The organism is Rhizobacter terrae (assembly GCF_003852895.1).
GTDB classification, from domain to species: domain Bacteria; phylum Pseudomonadota; class Gammaproteobacteria; order Burkholderiales; family Burkholderiaceae_C; genus Albitalea; species Albitalea terrae.
Map to the genome: position 1 here is coordinate 235839 of NZ_QUSW01000007.1, position 20259 is coordinate 256097.

The 20259-nt window shown below is 66.3% G+C and carries 17 protein-coding genes; 7 read left to right on the top strand and 10 right to left on the bottom strand.

Going from position 1 to position 20259, the window contains the following annotated elements; genetic code table 11:
* Positions 1-76 precede the first annotated feature (76 nt).
* On the top strand, positions 77-661 hold the full coding sequence (locus DZC73_RS22870) for a YceI family protein (RefSeq protein ID WP_124542698.1): 585 nt from the start codon (positions 77-79) through the stop codon (positions 659-661).
* 455 nt (positions 662-1116) lie between these two features.
* Positions 1117-3153 (top strand): elongation factor G, encoded by a 2037-nt coding sequence (fusA, locus tag DZC73_RS22875; RefSeq protein ID WP_124542699.1) that lies wholly within the window; start codon positions 1117-1119, stop codon positions 3151-3153.
* A gap of 490 nt (positions 3154-3643) precedes the next feature.
* Here fusA and DZC73_RS22880 read toward each other — a convergent pair whose 3' ends face one another.
* On the bottom strand, positions 3644-4336 hold the full coding sequence (locus DZC73_RS22880; RefSeq protein WP_124542700.1) for an NUDIX hydrolase: 693 nt from the start codon (positions 4334-4336) through the stop codon (positions 3644-3646).
* Between the two features lie 153 nt (positions 4337-4489).
* Between DZC73_RS22880 and DZC73_RS22885 the strand changes: the two genes are divergently transcribed.
* From DZC73_RS22885 to DZC73_RS22900, 4 genes are read left to right on the top strand one after another with little or no spacing between them, the layout of a single operon-like run.
* Positions 4490-5359, top strand: coding sequence for a cysteine hydrolase family protein (locus DZC73_RS22885; RefSeq protein ID WP_124542701.1), 870 nt, complete (start codon positions 4490-4492; stop codon positions 5357-5359).
* Between the two features lie 19 nt (positions 5360-5378).
* Complete coding sequence (gene pncB, locus DZC73_RS22890; RefSeq protein ID WP_124542702.1) at positions 5379-6566, top strand: nicotinate phosphoribosyltransferase; 1188 nt, start codon at positions 5379-5381, stop codon at positions 6564-6566.
* A gap of 10 nt (positions 6567-6576) precedes the next feature.
* Complete coding sequence (locus tag DZC73_RS22895) at positions 6577-8277, top strand: NAD+ synthase (RefSeq protein ID WP_124542703.1); 1701 nt, start codon at positions 6577-6579, stop codon at positions 8275-8277.
* Positions 8278-8287: 10 nt separating this feature from the next.
* Positions 8288-9355 carry a bifunctional nicotinamide-nucleotide adenylyltransferase/Nudix hydroxylase gene (locus DZC73_RS22900; protein ID WP_124542704.1) on the top strand — a complete coding sequence of 356 codons (1068 nt, stop codon included), beginning with the start codon at positions 8288-8290 and terminating at the stop codon, positions 9353-9355.
* A gap of 4 nt (positions 9356-9359) precedes the next feature.
* Here DZC73_RS22900 and DZC73_RS22905 read toward each other — a convergent pair whose 3' ends face one another.
* Genes DZC73_RS22905 through DZC73_RS22925 form a run of 5 tightly spaced genes read right to left on the bottom strand, consistent with a single transcriptional unit; the run spans position 9360 to position 13121 of the window.
* The gene (locus DZC73_RS22905) at positions 9360-9956 is read right to left on the bottom strand and encodes a DUF4291 domain-containing protein (protein WP_124542705.1); all 597 of its coding nucleotides are present in this window, start codon (positions 9954-9956) and stop codon (positions 9360-9362) included.
* Positions 9953-10534 carry an NADAR family protein gene (locus DZC73_RS22910; protein WP_124542826.1) on the bottom strand — a complete coding sequence of 194 codons (582 nt, stop codon included), beginning with the start codon at positions 10532-10534 and terminating at the stop codon, positions 9953-9955. The genes DZC73_RS22905 and DZC73_RS22910 overlap by 4 nt, the downstream gene beginning before the upstream one ends.
* Before the next feature lie 16 nt (positions 10535-10550).
* Positions 10551-11111 (bottom strand): RNA 2'-phosphotransferase, encoded by a 561-nt coding sequence (locus DZC73_RS22915; protein WP_124542706.1) that lies wholly within the window; start codon positions 11109-11111, stop codon positions 10551-10553.
* 38 nt (positions 11112-11149) lie between these two features.
* Positions 11150-12082, bottom strand: a complete 933-nt coding sequence (locus tag DZC73_RS22920; RefSeq protein ID WP_124542707.1) for a diacylglycerol kinase catalytic domain-containing protein — start codon at positions 12080-12082, stop codon at positions 11150-11152.
* Entirely contained in the window at positions 12066-13121 is a 1056-nt protein-coding gene (locus DZC73_RS22925) for an SPFH domain-containing protein (protein ID WP_124542708.1), read from the bottom strand. The genes DZC73_RS22920 and DZC73_RS22925 overlap by 17 nt, the downstream gene beginning before the upstream one ends.
* A gap of 92 nt (positions 13122-13213) precedes the next feature.
* Between DZC73_RS22925 and DZC73_RS22930 the strand changes: the two genes are divergently transcribed.
* Positions 13214-13945 carry an NUDIX hydrolase gene (locus DZC73_RS22930; protein ID WP_124542709.1) on the top strand — a complete coding sequence of 244 codons (732 nt, stop codon included), beginning with the start codon at positions 13214-13216 and terminating at the stop codon, positions 13943-13945.
* A 3-nt stretch (positions 13946-13948) separates the two neighbouring features.
* Here DZC73_RS22930 and DZC73_RS22935 read toward each other — a convergent pair whose 3' ends face one another.
* The 4 genes from DZC73_RS22935 to DZC73_RS22950 are packed head-to-tail and all read right to left on the bottom strand — an operon-like array spanning position 13949 to position 20224.
* Positions 13949-16810: a bpX6 domain-containing protein gene (locus DZC73_RS22935; RefSeq protein WP_124542710.1), complete on the bottom strand. Its 2862-nt coding sequence runs from the start codon at positions 16808-16810 to the stop codon at positions 13949-13951.
* Positions 16807-18657 carry a hypothetical protein gene (locus DZC73_RS22940; protein ID WP_124542711.1) on the bottom strand — a complete coding sequence of 617 codons (1851 nt, stop codon included), beginning with the start codon at positions 18655-18657 and terminating at the stop codon, positions 16807-16809. The genes DZC73_RS22935 and DZC73_RS22940 overlap by 4 nt, the downstream gene beginning before the upstream one ends.
* Positions 18654-19106 (bottom strand): bpX5 domain-containing protein, encoded by a 453-nt coding sequence (locus DZC73_RS22945; protein ID WP_124542712.1) that lies wholly within the window; start codon positions 19104-19106, stop codon positions 18654-18656. Before DZC73_RS22945 ends, DZC73_RS22940 begins: the two co-directional genes overlap by 4 nt.
* Positions 19103-20224, bottom strand: coding sequence for an AAA family ATPase (locus DZC73_RS22950; RefSeq protein ID WP_124542713.1), 1122 nt, complete (start codon positions 20222-20224; stop codon positions 19103-19105). Before DZC73_RS22950 ends, DZC73_RS22945 begins: the two co-directional genes overlap by 4 nt.
* Positions 20225-20259 lie beyond the last annotated feature (35 nt).

Below are 20259 nucleotides of genomic sequence, written 5' to 3' on the forward strand. Positions count from 1 at the left end.
GTTCGTCGTGGAATCGTGAGGCCTCGAAAAAGCAAAGCGGCGCCTCTATGATCCCACCCACTTCACGGAGGCTCCCATGCGCTACTCGACCCTTCTTCTGCTGTCCATCGCTTCTGCCGGCTTCATCGCCGCCACGGCCAATGCGGCACCGGTGACCTACAAGGTCGATCCGTCCCACACCTTCCCGAGCTTTGAGGCCGACCACATGGGCATCTCCGTGTGGCGCGGCAAGATGAACAAGAACAGCGGCACCATCGTCTACGACAAGGCGGCCGGCACCGGCACGGTGGACATCGCCATCGACCTCGCGGCCATCGACTTCGGCCAGGACCAGCTCAACAAGTGGGCCATGGGCAAGGACTTCTTCGACGTGAAGAAGAACCCCAAGGCCACCTTCAAGGGCATGTTCGATGCACCTGCCAACGGCGTGCCGACGCAAGTGGTGGGCGAGCTGACGCTGCACGGCGTGACCAAGCCGATGACGCTGAAGATCAACCAGCTCAAGTGCGTGCCGCATCCCATGCTCAAGCGCGAGCTGTGCGGGGCGGACGCGGTGGGCACCTTCAACCGCGACGACTTCGGCCTCGCGGCAGGCAAGGACTGGGGCTTCAAGATGAACGTGGACCTGCGCATCCAGGTCGAGGCCGTGGCCGAGAAGTGATGCGCGGGCGACGATTGATGCAACTTTGCGCAATGGTGTGATGCCAACAAAGTCCTTGCGCGCAGGTGTGTCGATCGTTCAAAATCCGCAGCCTTCACAGAGACGAATCATGTTTGCCCATCAAGTGACCCAAGCGACCATCGAAGCCAAGGCTGTGCGCCTTGCCTTCTTCGCTCGCGTCCTTATCTAGCAAACGCCGTCTTTCCACCTGAACCCCGGACGGCACCCCCTCCGGGGTTTTTGTTTTTTGAGCCTTTGATCATGCGCACCTACGACAAGCTGATCGCCACGATTCACGACCGCCGAAGCACGTGCACACTGCACCCGTGTTTCGGCCGCGTCGTGGACGCGTGCTGCCTTGTCGGTCAAGATCAAGGGCACGCGATTTTTCTCACAGCAAGCGGCTGACCTCCATCGTGCGAATCTCGCCGGGAGGCGCTGCAAGAAAGATTCGCATGAACACCACCAGATTCAGAAACCTCCGCAACATCGGCGTCATTGCGCACGTGGACGCAGGCAAGACCACGACCACCGAGCGCATCCTGTTCCACACGGGCGAAACGCACCGCATCGGCAACGTCGATGACGGCAACACCCGCATGGACTACGACGAGCAGGAGAAGAAGCGCGGCATCACCATCAAGAGCGCGGCGACCACCGTGTTCTGGAAGGGCACGCAGGTCAACGTCATCGACACGCCCGGGCACATCGATTTCAACATCGAGGTGAACCGTTCGCTGCGCGTGCTCGACGGCGCGGTCGTGGTGTTCGATGCCGTGGCCGGCGTGGAACCACAGACAGAGACCAACTGGCGCCTGGCCGACAAGTACCGCGTGCCGCGCGTGGCCTTCATCAACAAGATGGACCGCGTGGGTTCGGACTTCCACCGTGTCGTGTCGATGATGACGGACCGGCTGGGTGTGGTGCCGCTGGTGACGCAGTTGCCCATCGGCGCGGAGAGCGACTTCCGCGGCGTGGTGGATCTGCTCACGATGCGTTCGCTGGTGTGGCTGGACGATGAAGCGAAACAGCCGGCCGTCGTGGGCGACGTGCCTGCCGATCTGCTCGACGCCGCACGCTCGCATCGCGCACGTCTGGTGGAACTGGCCGTCGAACAGGACGAGTCCCTGCTCGAAGCCTTCGTGCACGGCCGTGAGCCCACTGTCGACCAACTGCGCGAGTGCATCCGCCGCGGCACGCTGGCGGGCGCCTTCGTGCCGGTGCTGGCTGGTGCGGCCTACCGCAACAAGGGTGTCGAGCCTTTGCTCGATGCGGTGGTGTCGTACCTGCCCAGCCCCGGCGAGCTCGCGTCGCAGATCGGCCAGCCGGAAGCGGACGCCGACGGCACCCTGGCGGCCCTGGCCTTCAAGGTGACGAGCGACGACCATGGCTCGATGGTGTTCATTCGTGTATACCGCGGCCGCCTGCGCCAGGGCGACAGCGTCTTCAACGCCAGCACCGGCAAGCGCGAACGAGTGGGTCGGCTGTATGAGATCCATGCGGCCGACCGCGTCGAGCGCCATGAAGTGGTGGCAGGGGACATTGCCGGCATCGTGGGCCTGAAGGACACGCTGACCGGGCACACGCTGACCGACCAGGCCCACCCTGTGATCCTGGAAGAAATCAGCGCGCCCGATCCGGTGATCGACGTGGCCATCGAGCCGAAGACGCAGGGCGACCAGCAGAACCTCGGCAAGGCCTTGCAGACCTTGACGCGGGAGGATCCGAGCCTTCGGGTGCGGCACGACGCCGACTCCGGGCAGACGATCCTCTCGGGCATGGGCGAGTTGCAGCTGGAGGTGACGCTGGAAAGCCTGCGCAGCAAGCACGCCGTGGAAGTCACGGTGGGTCGCCCGCAGGTGGCCTATCGCGAAACCATCGGCCGCGCGAGCGAGGTTCGCCACGTGCACAAGAAGCAGTCGGGTGGCCCTGGGCAGTTCGCCGAGGTGGTGTTGCGCATCGAGCCCTTGCCGCGAGGCGAGGGATTCCGCTTCGACAACGAGGTTGTCGGCGGCGCGGTGCCGCGGGAGTTCATCCCTGCGGTGGAAGCGGGTGTGCGGCGCGCCGCGCAGACAGGCGTGGTGGCCGGCTTCCCGGTGGTCGACTTCAAGGCGACGCTGGTGGACGGCGGCTTCCACGAACGCGACTCGTCGTCGCTAGCCTTCGAGCTGGCATCGGCGGCCACGTTCCGCGAGGCTGCGGCGCTTGCTCTGCCTCAGTTGCTGGAGCCGGTGATGGCTGTGGAGGTCATCACGCCGGCCGAGTACCTGGGCGATTGCATCGGCGACCTGAACCGTCGTCGCGGCCATGTACGCGGCCAGCATCCGCGCGGCAACGCGACGGCCATCGAGGCCCACGTGCCGCTGAAGGAGATGTTCGGCTACATCGGCAGTTTGCGTGCCCTGTCGTCTGGGCGGGCCAGCTATTCGATGCAGCTGGATCATTACGCTGTGGCGCCGGCTGGCGTTGTGGCTGAAGTGGTTGCTGCGTGAGCTGTTGAGGGAGGTGCGGGGTGATCTGCACCTCCCTTTTTTGCTTTCGCCTTCCGTCGGGTGGGTCCGCGGCAGGCGGCATGGGCCAGGGGCTCCGACTGTGGCGGTCGGCGCTGAGCGCCGACTTCGCTGCGCTGCTCGCACCAAGGGGTGTGCCGCGGAACTCGCTCTGCGCCCCTGCGGTGCGCGCCGCTCAAACAGCCGCGGCAAGTATGAAGACGAAGCGCGCTGCGCGCGCCACCCCTCGGTGCTGCGCTGCTCGCCGCCACACACGGAGCCCCTGGCCCATGCCGCCTGCCGCTCAAGTGGCGAAGGCTTTGCTCGACGAGAAAACCCGGTGCTGCTTTGCAAAGGTGCGGGCGGGCTGGGGGCGTTGCGCAGCGAAGTAAAGGAGGAGGGCCGGGCGAAGCCCGGACCGGGGGACATGAGCGGAGCAGCGCCCCCAGCCCGCTCGCACCTTTGCCCAACCCCAGGTTGGTGAAAGAAGCGCTCAAGACATCCGCGAATTCAACCCCCGATCCAGCATCGACAGCGAATGCCGAAACTCCCTGCGCAGCCGATACAGCTGCGCCGGCCGATTCGCCCGCCCCGACTGCATCTCGCCTTCGATGGCCTCCAGCATCCCCAGCTCATCCACCTTGCGCCGGAAGCTCACCTTGTTGATCGGCTCGCCGAGCACGCTTTCGTACACGGCCTGGAGCTGCGGCAAGGTGAAGCTTTCGCCGCACAGGTAGACCGGCAGCGAGGAATAGAGGCTCTTGGAGCGCACCCGATCGAGTGCGTGTTCGACGATGCTCTTGTGGTCGAAGGGCAGGCTGGGCAGCCGGTTCACAGGTACAACGTGGATGCCTTCGTCCTGGGCGGGCAGGATGCTCTCGGGCACCAGCGCGTAGTAGGCGATGGACACTGACCAGCCGCGCGGATCGCGCCCCGGCCCGGTGAAGCTGGCCAGTTGTTCGAGGTAAGGGCTGACGATGCCCGTCTTCTCCAGCAGCACACGGGCGGCCGCGTCGGAGGCGCTCTGGTCGGTGTCGATGTGCACGTAGCCGCCTGGCAGCGCCAGCGCATTGCGGAAGGGCTCGCGGTCGCGCTTGAGCAGGACGACGTGGAGCTGGTCCTGCCGCAGGGTGAGCAGCACCACGTCGACGGTGCAGATGATGGTTTCGGCGTCTGGACGGGGCATGGACTTATTTTATTTCCACAACTAAGGGATTGATTGATCGGAATCTCTTCGATCTCCACCTCAAAAGTTGTGGAAATTTGTCACAACTTACTTAGTTGCAAAATAGAACTAACAAAGCTATAGTTCAATCACACCGAACGAAAGGACAGCATCATGAAGCGCAAGATCCAGCTCCTCATCATCGATCCGCAGAACGACTTCTGCGATCTGCCGGAAGCCTACCGCCCCGCAGACCCGGTGACTGGTGCGAAGGTCGCCCCCGCGCTGCCCGTGGCCGGTGCACATGCCGACATGCAGCGCACCGCCGAGCTGATCCGCCAAGGCGGCGCCGGCCTCACCGACATCGCCATCACGCTCGACTCCCACCACCGCTTCGACATTGCGCACCCCACGTTCTGGAAGACGGGGCAGGGTGCCGCGGTCACGCCCTTCACGCAGATCACTGCCGCGCAGGTCCGCAGCGGCGAGTATCTGCCGCGTGATCCATCCGCCTTGCCGCGCACGCTGAGCTACCTGGATGCGCTGGAAGCCCGCGGCCGCTACACCCTGATGGTGTGGCCCGTTCACTGCGAGATCGGTTCCTGGGGCCACAACGTCCATGCCGATGTGCGTGCCGCCTACAACGCCTGGGAAGAACGGCAACTGGGCGTGGTGCAGAAGGTCAACAAGGGCTCCAACCCCTGGACCGAGCACTACAGTGCCCTGCTGGCCGAAGTGCCCGATGCCGAGGACCCCGACACGCAGCTGAACCAGGCGCTCATCGACCAGCTCGACCAGGCCGACACGCTGCTCATCACCGGTGAAGCCAGCAGCCATTGCGTGAAGGCCACCACCGAACACATCGTGCAGAACCTGCCGGGCGGCCGGCTCGAGCGCATCGTGCTGCTCACCGACTGCATGAGCCCGGTGGGGGGCTTCGAGGCCCAGCACGCGGCCTTCCTGGCCGACATGCGCGGCAAGGGCGTGCAACTGGCCACCACGGCCGACGTGCTGCCTTCGCTGATTGCAAACGCCACCCGCTGAACAACGAACCACAGACACCATGCGTCCCGTCATCACCAGCCTGCTCGACACCGACCTCTACAAGTTCACGATGTGGCAGACCATGCTGCATCGCCATCCGCAGACGCAGGCCGAGTACACGTTCGTTTGCCGGAACCAGCCCACCTACCCGCTCGCCGAGCTGGTGGCCGAGGTGAATGAACAGCTCGACCACCTGTGCACGCTCAGCTTCAAGCCCGATGAGCTGGCATACCTGGCGGGCCTGCGCTTCATCAAGTCCGACTTCGTCGACTTCCTGCGCATCTTCCACTTCCAGCGCGAGTTCATCAGCGCACGCGCCAACGGCGACAAGCTGGAGATCGTGGCCCGCGGTCCGCAGGTGCATGTGATGGCGTTCGAGATCTTCGTGCTCGCGATGGTCAATGAGCTGTACTTCCGCCGATTCGATCGTGAACCTGCGCTGATAGAGGGCCGCAAGCGCCTGCAGGCCAAGATCGAACAGCTTCGCGCGTTCGGCCAGGAACCGGCTCGCCGCAACCCCTTCGAATTCTTCGACTTCGGTGTGCGCCGCCGCTTCGCTGGTGACTGGCAGCGCGAAGTCGTCACCACGCTCAAGCGCGAGGTGCCGCAGTTCTTCAAGGGCACGTCCAACGTGCTGCTGGCGCGCGACCTCCAGCTCGTGCCCATCGGCACCATGGCCCACGAATATCTGCAGACCTATCAGGCCCTGGGCGTGCGGCTGCGCGATTTCCAGAAGGCGGCGCTCGAAGACTGGGTGCAGGAATACCGCGGCGACCTCGGCGTGGCGCTCACCGACGTGGTGGGCATGGACGCCTTCATCAGCGACTTCGACCTGTATTTCGCCAAGCTCTTCGACGGCCTGCGCCACGACTCCGGCGATCCGACGGTCTGGGGCGAGAAGGCACTCGCGCACTATGCAAAGCTGCGCATCGATGCCAACACCAAGCGCCTGGTGTTCTCCGACGGGCTCGACATCGCACGCGCCATCGACCTTTACCGACACTTCGCCGATCGCACGCAACTGGGCTTCGGCATCGGCACCAACCTGAGCAACGACGTGGGCCAGACGCCACTCAACATCGTGATGAAGCTCACCCGCTGCAACGACCAGCCGGTGGCGAAGCTGTCCGACAGCCCCGGCAAGACGCTGTGCGACGACCAGACCTTCCTGGCCTACCTGCGCCAGGTCTTCAACGTCCCGGCCTGAGGGCATTGCCATGCTCAAACTCACGCTGGCTCAGCTCAACTACACCGTCGGCGACATCGAGGGCAATGCCCAGAAGATGATCGACGCTGCCCAGAAGGCCGCGCGGGACGGGTCCGAGCTGGTCATCTTTTCCGAGCTGTCGCTCACGGGCTACTACCCCGGCGACTTGCTCGACGAGCCCGACTTCCTCGCTCGAGTGGACGCCGGCATCGACACCTTGCTGCAGGCGTCGCGCCAACTGCGCAACCTGCACTGGGTCATCGGCGCACCGCTGCGTCGCGACGGGCCCGGCAAGCGGTTGTCCAACATGCTGCTGGTGCTCAGGGCGGGCGACGTCGTGCTGCGCTACGCCAAGCAACTCCTGCCCACCTACAACATCTTCGACGAGCGCCGCCACTTCGAGCCCGGGCCCGATGTGGGCCGCGTGCTGCGCATCGGCCAGACGCAGGTGGGCATGATGATCTGCGAGGACGGCTGGAACGACGGCGGCGCCGACTACGCCGTCAACCCCTTCGAGCGCCTGCGCGATGCGGCGCCCGATTTCGTGGTGAGCATCAACGCCAGCCCCTCCAACATCGGCAAGCGCGAACAGCGGCACCAGGTGTTCGGCGCGGCCAGCAGGCGGCATGGGTTGCCGCTGGTCTACGTGAACCAGGTCGGTGGACAGGACCAGGTCATCTTCGACGGCGCTTCGTTCATCGTCGAGCCGGAGGCCGGCGTGATGCACGAGGCGCATCGCTTCGTCGAGGACGTGACGACGCTGCGCTTCGAGGACGGACACTTCAGTGCCGTCGATGGATCCGAGCTGCCCCGGCCTGCGCCGGAAGGCCTGCCCACCATGGCGTTCTATCGCGCACAGATCGTGCTCGGCCTGAAGGACTACGCACGCCGCTGCGGTTTCTCCAAGGCGGTGGTGGGATCTTCCGGCGGCATCGACAGTGCGCTGACGCTGGCCTTGGCCGTGGAGGCACTGGGGGCCGAGAACGTGGAGGCGGTGACCATGCCCTCGCGCTACTCATCGGCCGGTTCCGTGGATGACTCCGTCGCGCTGTGCCGCAACCTCGGCATTCGGCTGCACACCCACCCCATCGCTGACCTCGTGGCCGGCTACTCGGCGCAGTTCGCCGACAGCTTCCAGCAGCCTTTGCAGGGGCTGCCGCTGGAGAACCTGCAGGCACGCATCCGCGGCACGATCCTCATGGAGTTCTCCAACGCCTTCGGCCACCTCTTGCTGACCACGGGCAACAAGTCCGAGATCTCGGTGGGCTATTGCACGCTGTACGGCGACACCAACGGCGGACTCGGCCTGATCGGCGATCTCTACAAGACCGAGGTGTTCGCGCTGGCCAGGCACCTCAATGACAGTGCAGGCCGGGAGATCATTCCGGCGGCCATCATCGACAAGCCACCGTCCGCCGAACTCGCGCCGGACCAGAAGGACACCGACAGCCTGCCGCCTTATGAGGTGCTCGACGAAGTCCTCAAGATGCAGATCGAAGGCCAGGGCCTGGCCAAGGCGGAATTCGAGCAGGCGTCGGGTTTCTGCGCCAGGCTGCAGGCCAGCGATGAAGGGCGGGCGCTCATTGCCCGCGTGCGCCGCATGATCGCCCGCAACGAATACAAGCGCCGCCAGGCACCGCCCATCATCCGCGTGCGTTCGCGCGCCTTCGGCACGGGACGCCAGATGCCCATCGCCGCCAAGACCCTGTGAGGAGTCGAGCGTGAACACCAGCGTGAGCACCCATGACGTGGCCGTCACCATCGGCCGCTTCCAGCCCTTCCACAACGGCCACCTCGCGGTGCTGCGGCAGGCGCTGGCGGCGGCGCCCGCCTGCATCGTGGTGATCGGGTCGGCCCACCAGGCCCGCACGCCGAAGAACCCGTTCAGCTGGGAAGAGCGGGTCGAGATGATCCGGCTGGCGTTGCCGGAGCCGGATCGTGCCCGCGTGTCGTTCATTCCCGTGCGCGACTACTACGATGAATCGCGATGGTTGTCGGTGGTCCGGCGCAGCGTCGAAAGCCTGCTGGCCGAGCGCGGCATGCCCACCGCGCGTGTCGCGCTGGTGGGGCACCTGAAGGATCCGACCAGCGAATACCTTCGTGGATTTGCGGGCTGGCATTTCAAGAACATCGACCGCGTGTCGTCCTTCGACGCGACGGCTGTTCGAGATGCCTACTTCGGCCATGCCGCCGGCGAACTCGATGCGAGCCTGGCGGCGCTGGTGAGCCAGGCACCGCCCAGCACGGTCGCCTTCCTGCGCGCGTGGGCCGAGCTGCCCTTCTTCGACGAACTGGTCCGAGAATGGGAGATGCTCAGGCGCTACAAGCAGTCGTGGGACGCAGCGCCTTATCCACCGGTGTTCGTGACGGTGGATGCCATCGTCAAGTGCAACCAGCACGTGCTGCTGATCCGGCGCGGACAGGCGCCTGGAAAAGGCTTGTTCGCGGCGCCGGGAGGCTTCATCGAGCAGCGTGAGACGACCTACCAATCCGCCTTGCGTGAGCTGGAAGAAGAGACGCACCTCAAGTTGCTGGACACCGCCATGCGCCATGCCTTGAAGGCCGCGGTGGTGTTCGACCATCCAGACCGCAGCCAGCGTGGCCGCACCATCACCCATGCGCATTTCTTCGACCTGGGCGAGCGCGAGTTCCCCGAGGTCAGGGCGGATGACGATGCCGCGGCGGTGGAGTGGGTGCCGATCGAACGGCTGGTCGAGATGGAGGACCGCTTCCTGGACGATCACTTCCACATGCTGGACCACTTCCTGGGCTTGACGCAGGAAGCCTGAGCCTTCAAGCGGTCGGGTAGACCGCTTCCGTGGGCGTTTGCAATTCCCGGTTGTCGTCTTGCGCATGCTCGCGTTGCGCAGCCACGAAACCGGTCATGTCGATGACCTCCAGCAGATCGTCATGGGCCATGCGCCGCAGCATGCTGCCGCGCAGGCCCAGCTGGATGGCGCGACGACTCTGCCGCGCGCCGCTGGGTGAGTGGTCCGGATCCCACTGCAGGCGAACCTCGGAGCCTTCCACCGCGGCTTGCCACGCTTCGCGGCTTGGATGCACGGACGGGTCGTATGCGGACTCGACGGCCTGTGCCAGCAGTTCGTCAAAGAACGGCCGCTTCAGGCGCAACGCGAGGATCATCTCCTGGCCTTCCTTGGTGCCCCATCCACAGCGGTACATCATCCACAGGAAATTGGGCTTGATCCAGCTCATCCGCTGGAAGCTGAAGTCCGGCCCACCGAAGCGGCCATGCTCGATGGCATGGCGTGCGATGGACGGCCGGTAGGCCTGGTAGACGATCACCGAGGTGTCGTCGAATTGGGCAAGGATGTGCCGGCCTTCCGATGGCCAGCGATGCTGTTGTTGGAGATGGTTGCTGAAATTCATTGTCGTTTCTGTTGTTCTTGTTCAATCAGGCGTTCTCGAACCTCCATGAGCGCGAAGCCCAGCAGGTTCAAGCCTTTCCACAGCAGCGGGTTCTCCGCGTGAGGCTCATCCGCCGCCGTGCCGATGCCCCAGACCTTGTCGACCGGGCTGGCTTCGACGATGACGCGGTCGCCGGTCGATTTCAGGAACTCGCCCATGGCCGCGTTCTGGGAGAACTTGGCCAAGTTGCCCGCGACGACCAGATCGAACCGGGCGGCTTTCCATTGGACGTCGTCGAATCCCTGGACGGTACGGCCCAGCTTCTTGGCCTCATTCGGACTTGCCGCCGCGACGATTCGTTCGTGGGCCTGCGCATCGCCGAACAAGCGGGCCTTGCCAGCCATCATGAAGTGCTCGGCCGTGGTGTAGCGGGTTCCCTCCACGACGAAGGGCGCCTCGTACCACTGGCTGAACACGCTCTTGCCGATCTCCCCGCCAGGGAGCGGCCGATGACCCCAGAAGAAGAGGTACTTGGGCCGATGGCCGTGCTCGACGGCGGCGATGAGTTGTTCGATGCTGCGCACTTGCTGGCTGTTCATTCTTTTCCTCTCCTGCTCACACCAGCGACTGATGCCGGCTGAGATACCGCACCGGCACATGATCTGTGAGCCACACGTTGTTGTCCGATCGGTAGAAGCGATGGCCATCGGCACGCATCGCGGCAGCGTCGATGGCCAGGATGACCGGGACGCCGTAGCGCTGCCCGACCGAACGGGCGGTGCCGATGTCGGCGGTCATGTGCACGTGATGACGCTGCCGCTTGTCCAGCCCCGTGCGCATCACCGAGTCGATGAATCTCGATGCCGTGCCGTGGTACAGCACCGCCGGAGGTTCGAGTTCTTCCAGCCCGAGTTCCACGTCGATCGAGTGTCCCTGGTTGGCGCGAATGCGTGTTCCGTCCTCGCTGAAACTGAATCGTTGCTTGTCATTGCCAGCCACCACTTCGCGCAGCAGATCCAGGCTCACCGGGCGTCCGGCGATGGCGAGCTTTTGCAGCAGCTCGCCCACGTCTGTCCATCCTGCATCGTCCAGCGACAGGCCGATCTTTTCCGGTTGGTGCCTCAGCACCAGGCTGAGGAACTTGCTGATCGACACGATGTTGTGCTTGTTGGTCATGGTTGTTTTCCTTGTTGTGTTGTTCTCGTTCGGTGGCCTCACACCACCAGATGTCCTTTGCTCGCCGCCACCGTCACCACCGCTTCCATGCCTGCGGTGAAGGCCAGGTAGTCGGCTTCCATGCCGTCTGAAAAGATCACGCCGTTCTCCGGCATGCGTGAGCGCAGTTTGAGCGATTGTTCGTGCGTCACGCCGCCGAACACGAGCTCCGCCTGTGAACCCCTGCTCGGAAACGGCTCGCGCACGGCGAAGGTCAGCTGGTCGCTGTCCCAGGCCTGCGGCCGATACGCCAGCGGCGCGGATGTGCCGACCGCACGCGCAATGCCGGACGCACCCGTCACCACGCTCTTGAGCCATGCGGTCGATCCCAGCCCGGTGGACACGATGATCCCGGACGAGGACTGCGATTCGCGACGGCCTCCGAGTTCGATGTCGTACAGCGCCGAGGTGTGCGTGCGCGGGCCGATGAACAGGTCATTGACCGCGCGCAGGCATTGCCCGTCCGACAGGATCGCCTGGGCCATCGTCACCGCCTTGTGGGCGCGGCGACCGCCCGCCACTTCGCGCAGGATGGGACCGAGGTCGCCGGCCTCGAAGGGCAGCAGCACGCCATCCCACCGCGCAGGCTCCGGGTTCACGCCCACCAGGGGTTGCCCCTCCAGGTACTTCATCGTGTTGGCCACCAGGCCGTCCTGGCCCAGGGCCACCACGATGTCGTCCGGCGCGAACACGAAGTTCGGCAGGTAGCCGCGGTCGATGACCTGGTAGCGGCCCCAGGCCTGCAATGTCTGCATCGCGACGCGCAGCTGCCTGGCATACACCTCATCCTCCTTCACGTAGTCGGAGAAGTCGGCGCCCAAGTGCTCGACATAGAAGCGCGATTGCTCCAGCGTGTGATAGCGCGCTACCAGCTCCTGCAGCCTCGTGCGGCGCGTCACCAGCACGACCTTGCAGTCATTCCTTGCGTTCACGGTGTGCCTTTCCTCGTTCGTCTTGCGTGCTGCTGCCCATCAACGACTGCAGCAGGTCCGGTGACAGGTTGAGCTGCCCGATGCGTTCGGCCCGTTCGGCGATGCCGCCAAACGCCTGCGCAATGAGCTGTCCCGGCTGCATGCCCGCTGCAGTCAACGCCTGCACGACGCGCGGATCGGCGGCTTCGAGGGCGCGCATCACCGCGCTCACCCGGTAGGCCTCGGCATCGGCCGACGTCCGCTGGTTCTGCGCCTGGCCATCGACGAAGGCCTTGCGCTGGTCTTCCAGCGCGACGTCCGCCGCCATCTGCTCCGTGCGCAGCGTGTTCTCCTTGCGCAGCATCGCCGCCTTGGCCTCCATCTGCGTCTCGCGGATCTGCCGCTTCTTCTGCTCCACCGCGATGTCGGTGTCCAGCTCGTTCTGGCGGATGGATCGCTCCTTTTCCACCGCCGACATGCGGCGCGCATACACGGCATCGTCCGCGGCCTGCAGGTTGGATTCGCGGGCTTCGGCCTCCAGTGCGCGCGCAATGTCAGGCGTGGGCTTCACGGCCATCACCGACACGCCCAGGATTTCCAGGCCCAGCGCCGCGATCTCCGGCTGGTTGCCCAGCTCCTTCTGCGCCGCCCGGGCAATGAGCGCCGACGAACGCAGCGCCTGCTTGAGCTCCAGCGACTGCACCGCCTGCTGAACGATGACCTCGACCTGCATCGCCACCCGGTCGCCCAGGCGCTTGGGGTCTTCGGACACGTAGCCGCGTCCATCCTTGTTCAGCGAGAAGTCCATCATCGCCGAGGTGCGGCGCGGATCGCTGATGCGGTAGGTGACCTGGCCTTGCACCGTCACCGTCTGGAAGTCGGCGGTGACGAGCTGGAGGATGAACGGCCGGTCCTGGCTGGCCACCGGCACGGCCACCAGCGTGGTGGTGGGTGCGTAGTAGAAGAAGGACTCGCCCGCCCCTTCGCGCAGCAGCTTGCCGCCCTTGAACTGCATGAGGTGGACGGTGGGTTGGGCCTTGATGAACTGGATGCCGAACATGGCAGACTCCTTGTTTGGTTGTTCTGTACAACTTGTTAATGGTTGCACAATACAACTTAAAATCCGATGCGTCAAGCAAGGAGCCCCAACCCATGGTCAGCAAGGCCCCCGGCCGCATGCCGCCGTTTCCTCTGCCGTTCACCACGGTGGACGTGGTCATCTTCACCGTGCTCGACGATGCGCTGCAGGTGCTGCTGGTGCAGCGGCCGGACACGCCCAAGGAGCCGCACCCCGGCAAATGGGCGCTGCCGGGCGGCTTCGTGGACATCGACCGCGACGCGGACCTCATCGCCTGTGCGCGCCGCAAGCTGCGCGAGAAGACGGCGGTGGAGAGCCCCTACCTCGAACAGCTCGGCAGCTGGGGAAGCCGGTCGCGCGATCCGCGCGGCTGGTCGGCCACGCACGTGTACTTCGCGCTGGTGGCGGCGGACCATCTGGTGATCGAGAAGGGGGCCAATGCGGCGGACGTCGCATGGTTCAAGGTCGACGAGATGCTCAAGCGCCCCAGGCTGGCCTTCGACCATGCGCAGATCCTGCAGGCGGCCGCCGAGCGGCTGCGCAGCAAGGTGGAGTACACCTCGCTGCCGGCGTTCCTGCTGAGCGAGCCGTTCACCTTGCCGCAGTTGCAGCGAACCTATGAAATCGTGCTGGGCCGCCCGGTGGACAAGAGCGGCTTTCGGACCCGCATGCTGGCGGCGGACTTCCTGGTCGAGGATGGCTACGCCGACGGCAGCTCCAAGCGGCCGGCCATGGGCTACCGGCTGCGCGACCGGCAGGAGCCCGTCACCTTCCCCCGCACCTTCAGCCCACGCGGGGCGGAGTAGGCCTCAGCGCAGTCCGATGCTGGTCTGCGCGCTGGTGGCAACGTCCAGCGCCCACAGCCGCCCCTGCCGGTCGAAGACGATGAGGTGGCTCTCGCTCAACCGCGCCTGCGGCAAGGATGGGGCGGGCCAGTCGATGCGCGCGCAAACACGCCCGTTGCCCATGGCGATGGCGGCCCAGTGCGTGGTGGTCTCGTCGCCGATGCCCGCCAGCAGCCACGAGCCCGCCACGACCACGCGCAGCGGATCCCCTTCGGCCACCATCTGCGGCCAGGCGATGTTCTGCTTGCGGCCGTTGAGCATGAAGGCGAGCGTCTGCGCACCATCGGCATCGACCTGGATCCACGCCTCGATCACGCCGCCATTCGGCGCGAGCACCTGTGTCGAGCCCGCCGAGATCGGCGAGGGCACCAGTTCGTCGCGCACGAACAGGCGCCGCTGCGGCAGCGAGTAGCGCCACAGCGAATACTGCGCGGTCGGCAGCGCCAGGCAGACCTGCTCGACGCGCGAGTTCACCGACAGGTCGCACACCTTGCCGGGCAGGTCGCCCACCTGCCAGAGCACTTCGTTCAGTGAACGCTGCGTGTCCAGCACGCGCAGCCGGTTGCCGCTCGCGACGGTCCAGGCGATGCCGTCGAATTCGCGGGCGAAGTGATGCAGCTCGGCCATGCCCAGGTCGGTGACCTGCCGGTTGGCGAGGTCGAGCCGGCTGACGCGGCACACGAGGTCGCGCCGCGCCACGGCCAGCGCCATCTGCCGGCTGGGCGCGATGACGAGCTGGTCCGCGGGCACGGCGAAGCGCGACTGCACCTTGCCATGCCGGTTCACGATGACGGCGCCTGTCTCGCCCAGCGCGAGCAGGAACTGGCCATCGTCGAGCGCCACCGCATCCAGCGGCGCGAGCTGGCCAGCGTCGGGCAGCCGGCCCTGAACGGGCGCGGCCGACTGCGAAAGCTCCTGCCGCTGGTGGGCCGGCAGCGCTGTGTTCTCCAGGTCCGCACTCAGCCAGGGGTCGTTGGCCAGGGACACGACCCGCTGTAGATCGTTGCGGCTCAGTCCGCCCAGACCCGCGGCCTGGTCTGCCACCAGGCCAGGGGCTATCACGCGAGCGATGCCCGAGGTGCGTGCTTCCGCCTGCTTGAGTTCGAGCAAGGCCGCAGCAATGGCCTCGCGCTCGGCATGCAGTTCGGGGTCGTCGCGCAGCTCGTGCAGACGATCGGCAGATTGCGTCATGGTGTCGGGCAGTAGCACGGCCCGCTTGACCAGCGCGCGGGCGCCGAGGCGGCCGCCGGCGGCCTGCGCGTTCTCCAGCCATTGGATGGCGAGCGTCCGCTGCTCCTTCACCGGCCAGATGGCGTCGATCGCACCGAGCCAGTCTCCACGTTGTGCAAGGGCGTGCGCCCATTCCTGGCGCAGGCGGCGTGCCGGGTCGGGCCACTTGGGTTCCATCTGCAGCACGGCTGTGGCGAAGGCGTTGTCCCGCCGCGCCACGGCCAGCGCCTTGCGCCAGTCGTCAGCCAGGCAGAAGAGGCGAACGATGACGGCGGCCGGATGGTCCCATGCCAACGCCAGTTCGGCCGCCTGCTTGAAGCGGCCATGCTTCTCCAGGTAGTCCAGCGCTTCCTGCCGCGCATGCAGCAGCTCGGCCAGCACGAACACCGCTTCGTCGATGCGCCCCTCGCGGTCGAGCTTCTCGAAGCTGCGGCGGTAGAGCTGCCGCAGGTGGGACTCCAGATCCGATCCGAGGTTGATGCTGGTGTGGTAGGTCGGCCCCGAACTCAGGCCGAGGTCGCTGCGTGCGCCCGGCGTGCCGAAGGCCTGGCCGAGGGACTGGTTGTCTCCACCGAGCGGAATGGCGTGGCGCAGGGCCTCGTCGAGCTGGCCCGACTCGAACAGATCGAGCATCTTGCGGACGTAGGCTGCCTGGCGCTGGCCCAGCAACCGGGCGATCTGGGAGGTGATCGCCAGCCGCGCGAGCCAGTCGCGCCACATCTGGCGAGGGTTGCGAGGGCGGTGCCGTGGCGGGATGGTGCCGGTGGGTGTGCCGGCAGGGCGTGCAGCGGCCACCGGCTGAGCCGGGGCGCCTGCCGATGTCCAACTCGTCGGGGCGCGTGAGCTCCTGGCCAGGAAGAAGCCAATGGCGAAGAGCACGATCGTCCACAGCGGCATGGCGTCGACACCGGTGCTGGAGACTCCGGCGATGACGGCAATGACGACGAGAACCCACAGCACCAGCCGCAGGGCATGGCCTGGGCGGGAGCTTGACTGCTGAGATCGCGACGAGCCGGATATCCCGTCGGATTCCCGTGATTGCGCCATCGCCCGCAGGAATTCCCGGTGCTCGTCGCTGGCTGGCGGGACCTTGCCGTCGAAGATGGCACGCAGGTCCTGCACTGGAACCGGCGTGACGAATACAGATGGCGGCAGAGCTTCGCGGCAGTCGAAGGTGTCGTGCAATGCGACGGACGCGGTGGCCAGCCACTCGGCCGGATCCAGAGGCTGCCCGTCGTCGAAGTGCATCGACAGGCATTGCGCCCCGTGCACCACATGGAAGTCCGCCGCAGGCAAGGCCGCGAGCTCGGCGTCAGCCAGAGGTGCGGAGCACAGGGTGCGTCCCTGCCGGACGAGTGCCCAGCCTTCCAACGCATCGCACGACTGCTCGAACGGTTCGGCAAAGCGCAGCAGGTCGCCTTGCGCAAAGCGGTGGGCCGACGCACCGGGACGCCATGCGGCCAGCAGGCGCCGGGCCCGCTGCGTTTCGTCGAACCAGGAGACTGGGAACCACAGGGCGCAGACCTTCTGCTGCCCCTGCAACAGCGGCTGCCGAACCTCGGCGGGCCTCGTGAAGATGGGATCGTGTGGTGTCATGCGTTGTCGCCCGTCTGCACATCGGCCTGCACCACGAGGCGGGCCTGCCGCCGCGAGATGTCGAAGACGTGCAGCTCACGGGTGCGGGTGGTCAGCGCCATGACGCCGCTGTTGGCGCAGACGGTCATCCGTTCGATGGGGGCGCCGGTGCTGTAGGTGAGCTCTGTTTCGCCCGAGGTCTGAAGCGAGATGTCTCGACCGTTGGCCGACTTCACCACCAGTGCGCAGCGCTGTGTCGGCGCGCTCTTGAAGAGCCCCGCCACCGTGGCTCCGGCCGGCAGGCGGACTTGCCACGACAGGCTGGGAAGCTCCTCGCCTGCCTCGACATCGCTGACCAGCCAGCTTTCCTGCGAGTCCTCCAGCGCGCTTCGCACGGCGCAGGCACCCAGGCCGCTGCGCTGGTCGGTGCTGCCGACGAGGAAGACAGGCGCCGAGGCATCGAGGGCGTAGGGGATGCGGTGATCCAGCTTTTCGCGCCCGTGGTCGGCGAGCGCCCGGATGGCGACGCTGTGCCCATCCGAGCAGGCGTAGACCACGCCGCGATCGCCGACGCGGGCCATGGCGAGCACGTTCTTGTCCATCAACATGGGACCGCGCGCGCGATGCTTCGAGTCGGCCATCCACAGCACCAGGTGCCCCGAAGCGTCCAGTACGTACAGGCGTTGCATGCCGGCGTTGCGAAGCCACACGCACGGCAGCAACCCAGCGCGACCCGGCGGTGCGTTGAACTCATCGGCGGAAGGGCGCGTCTGTATGCCGAGGCCCGACATCTGCCAGAACAGCAGGTGCGATGCCGGACTGGGATAGGCTTGCCGGGACATCACCATGCCCAGGGTCTTGCCCGCGAACGCAGCGGCCAGAGGCTCGGCGCGGACAGGTAACTGCTCCCGTCGAGGCGGCTTCGGGCCTTGCCTGCGGGACGACACGGTTTGGAAAACGAGCACGCCATGGCCATCCAGCGCCATGAGAGCCACCTTCGCGCCAGTGCTCGACAGGATCGGCGCAACGGTCAACGAGAAGCGCTCCGAACGCAAGCTGCGCACATCCGGTGGGACTTCCTTCTCGAAGCGGCCCTTGAGCAACTCCGGTGTGCGGCGCGGCGACGGCAGTGGCAGGTGGAGTCCACGTGCCATTGCGCCGGCAGACAGCTTCAATTCAAGGGATTCGCCGTCCAGCGACCGCCGCAGCTGGACCGCATGGGAAGGCGGTGGTGTCGCACGCTGGATGGCCTCGGTGTCGTGCGCGACCAGCCAGCGCTCGCCGATGCCGTTGGCGTGCTGGTCCAACCAGCGCATCCATTCGTCCCAGTGTTCAGGCCGAACGCTGGCGAACGTGCGCGCGTTCAGCAATCGCTTGAGATCGGCCGCTGAAGCCGCTTCATGCCACTGGCCTGGCTGTTGCAGGCTGCCCCAGCGCATGACGCCGCCTGCCTCGACGGCACGGCGAGAGAGAAGAATCCATAGGGCCAGATGCGCCAGGCGCGGCGCACCGAGCTGCATGGGGCCGCAATCGAACAAGGCCACGATGAGGCTGTCGGCCTGGTGCGCTCGCGGCCGCGGCGCGAGAAAGAGGTGCTCGCCGCCTGCAGCGCGGCGCAGGAATTCATCGGGCAACTCCGACGCCAGCAGCCATTCACTGGACAACAGCCGCTCGTAGGAGCCACGCCGGCGCAGGTCGTCCACGCCGTCCGGTTCGGCCGCATCGCCCGGGCGCCGGCCGCGGAACCGGCCCAGCCACGGATGCATCCGCAGCAGAAGCTCGCCGACCTGGGCGGCGAGGTCGGCATCGAACCAGCTCAGCCAAGGGCGCCAGGATTCCAGCGCGTCGGGCAAGCGAAGGCTGCTCATGCGGCAGCCCCGGGCTGGTCGTCCCACAGTGCTGCGATTCGTGCGAGAAGGGCTGCGGAGACGGGCAATTGGCGATCCATCGGCACCAGGACCGATGGATCAGGCCAGAGCAGCAGCGGCTTGCGCTGGTGGCGCCGGTCAAGTGCGATCGCCAGCAGATCGCAGGCAACGTCCGGGCGCCGCAAGGTGGGCAGCCACAGGTTGGGCGCTTCGGGGCAGGGCGCGGCGTAGGCTGCGCCATCGATCCAGGGCAACGCGGCTGTCGCGCCGCTGACGACCATCACGTCGCGGCTGGCCGTGGCGTGCAGGCGTGCCTGCTCTTCGGCACTCATGAGTTGCAGGCGTGCATGCAGCCGGCGCGCCGCGGGGCCGAAGGCCACGACCGCGCGTGCGGGCGCGGGCTCAGGCTGGCCGGCCCAGCGCCAGTCGAATCGTCCAGCGAGGCTCACGCGGCAACCGCAATCAGCGCAGCCAGCTTCACGCGCCATTCGGCCAGATCGGCCGGCAGCGTGTCGGCATCGAAGTTCGCGTCGATCTCACGCAGCAAGGCTTCGACTTCCAGGCGGCGTCCTTCGACGGAACCGGCCAGCAGACCTTGGGCCGATTCCTTGAGACGTGCGGCCCTGGACAGCGGCTGCAAGGTGGCTTGCTCCACGGCGCTGAGCAGGTTCGGATGCGCCGCATCGGCGAACAGTTCGCGCAGGACCTCGCGTGCGCTGTGCTGGGCCTCCTGCGTCGGCAGCACATACAGCAGCGGCCAGAGGTCTGCCTGCGTGGCTTGCACGCGACCCGCCAGCACGGCGGCCGCCGCGATGAGCCGCTGCGCCTTCACGATGCGGCGGTCCGAGAGCTGGATGCCGGCCTGGCGCAATTGACGGATCGCGCTGGCCAGTGCCGGGCGGGCGATGTCCAGGTTCGCGAGCTTCACCGCGTGACACAGCACGTCCAGGTGCGCCATGCCGGCCTGCGGCTCGACGCGCTGCTGGTCCGATTGCCAGCCGCCAGCCAGCATCGCTTCGAGTTGGTGATCGGGCACGGCCTCGATGAACAGATGCAGCAGGAAGCGGTCGCCAAAGGCGGCGAGTGCTTCGTCTTCCGGCAAGCCGTTGGCAGCACCCACGCACACGCGCAGCGGGCACTGGATTTGTGTGTGGCCGCGGCGAAAGCGCCGCTCGTTCAGCACACCCAGGAGCGTGTTCAGGATGGCCGTGGAACCGAGGAACACCTCGTCGAGAAACGCCACCTCGGCCTCCGGCAGCATGCCGGTGACGTCGGTCTCGACGGTGCCCTCGCGCAGCTTCTTCAGGTCCACCGGACCGAAGAGCTCCGACGGTTCGGTGAAACGTCCGAGCAGGTATTCGAAGTAGCGCCCACCCATGGCTTGCGCGACGCGGCGAACCACCGCGCTCTTGGCGGTGCCAGGCGGCCCGATCACCAGCAGGTGCTCCTGGGCGACAGCGGCCAGCACGATCAGCTCGGCCAGTTGATCGCGCCCGACCAGGCCGGCCGTGGCTGCGCGGATGCCCTGCCGGACTTGGCTGGCGGAGTCTTGGAGAGAGAGGGTCATGATGTGCGTCGGGTTCGAAAGAGACAGTCTGCCTG

Coding starts and splice junctions, on each gene's coding strand:
- DZC73_RS22885 (WP_124542701.1), top strand. CDS start 4,490: ATGAAGCGCAAGATCCAGCTCCTCATCATCGATCCGCAGAACGACTTC.
- fusA (WP_124542699.1), top strand. CDS start 1,117: ATGAACACCACCAGATTCAGAAACCTCCGCAACATCGGCGTCATTGCG.
- DZC73_RS22935 (WP_124542710.1), bottom strand. CDS start 16,810: ATGACACCACACGATCCCATCTTCACGAGGCCCGCCGAGGTTCGGCAG.
- pncB (WP_124542702.1), top strand. CDS start 5,379: ATGCGTCCCGTCATCACCAGCCTGCTCGACACCGACCTCTACAAGTTC.
- DZC73_RS22880 (WP_124542700.1), bottom strand. CDS start 4,336: ATGCCCCGTCCAGACGCCGAAACCATCATCTGCACCGTCGACGTGGTG.
- DZC73_RS22905 (WP_124542705.1), bottom strand. CDS start 9,956: ATGAATTTCAGCAACCATCTCCAACAACAGCATCGCTGGCCATCGGAA.
- DZC73_RS22910 (WP_124542826.1), bottom strand. CDS start 10,534: ATGAACAGCCAGCAAGTGCGCAGCATCGAACAACTCATCGCCGCCGTC.
- DZC73_RS22870 (WP_124542698.1), top strand. CDS start 77: ATGCGCTACTCGACCCTTCTTCTGCTGTCCATCGCTTCTGCCGGCTTC.
- DZC73_RS22895 (WP_124542703.1), top strand. CDS start 6,577: ATGCTCAAACTCACGCTGGCTCAGCTCAACTACACCGTCGGCGACATC.
- DZC73_RS22940 (WP_124542711.1), bottom strand. CDS start 18,657: ATGAGCAGCCTTCGCTTGCCCGACGCGCTGGAATCCTGGCGCCCTTGG.
- DZC73_RS22915 (WP_124542706.1), bottom strand. CDS start 11,111: ATGACCAACAAGCACAACATCGTGTCGATCAGCAAGTTCCTCAGCCTG.
- DZC73_RS22950 (WP_124542713.1), bottom strand. CDS start 20,224: ATGACCCTCTCTCTCCAAGACTCCGCCAGCCAAGTCCGGCAGGGCATC.
- DZC73_RS22925 (WP_124542708.1), bottom strand. CDS start 13,121: ATGTTCGGCATCCAGTTCATCAAGGCCCAACCCACCGTCCACCTCATG.
- DZC73_RS22930 (WP_124542709.1), top strand. CDS start 13,214: ATGGTCAGCAAGGCCCCCGGCCGCATGCCGCCGTTTCCTCTGCCGTTC.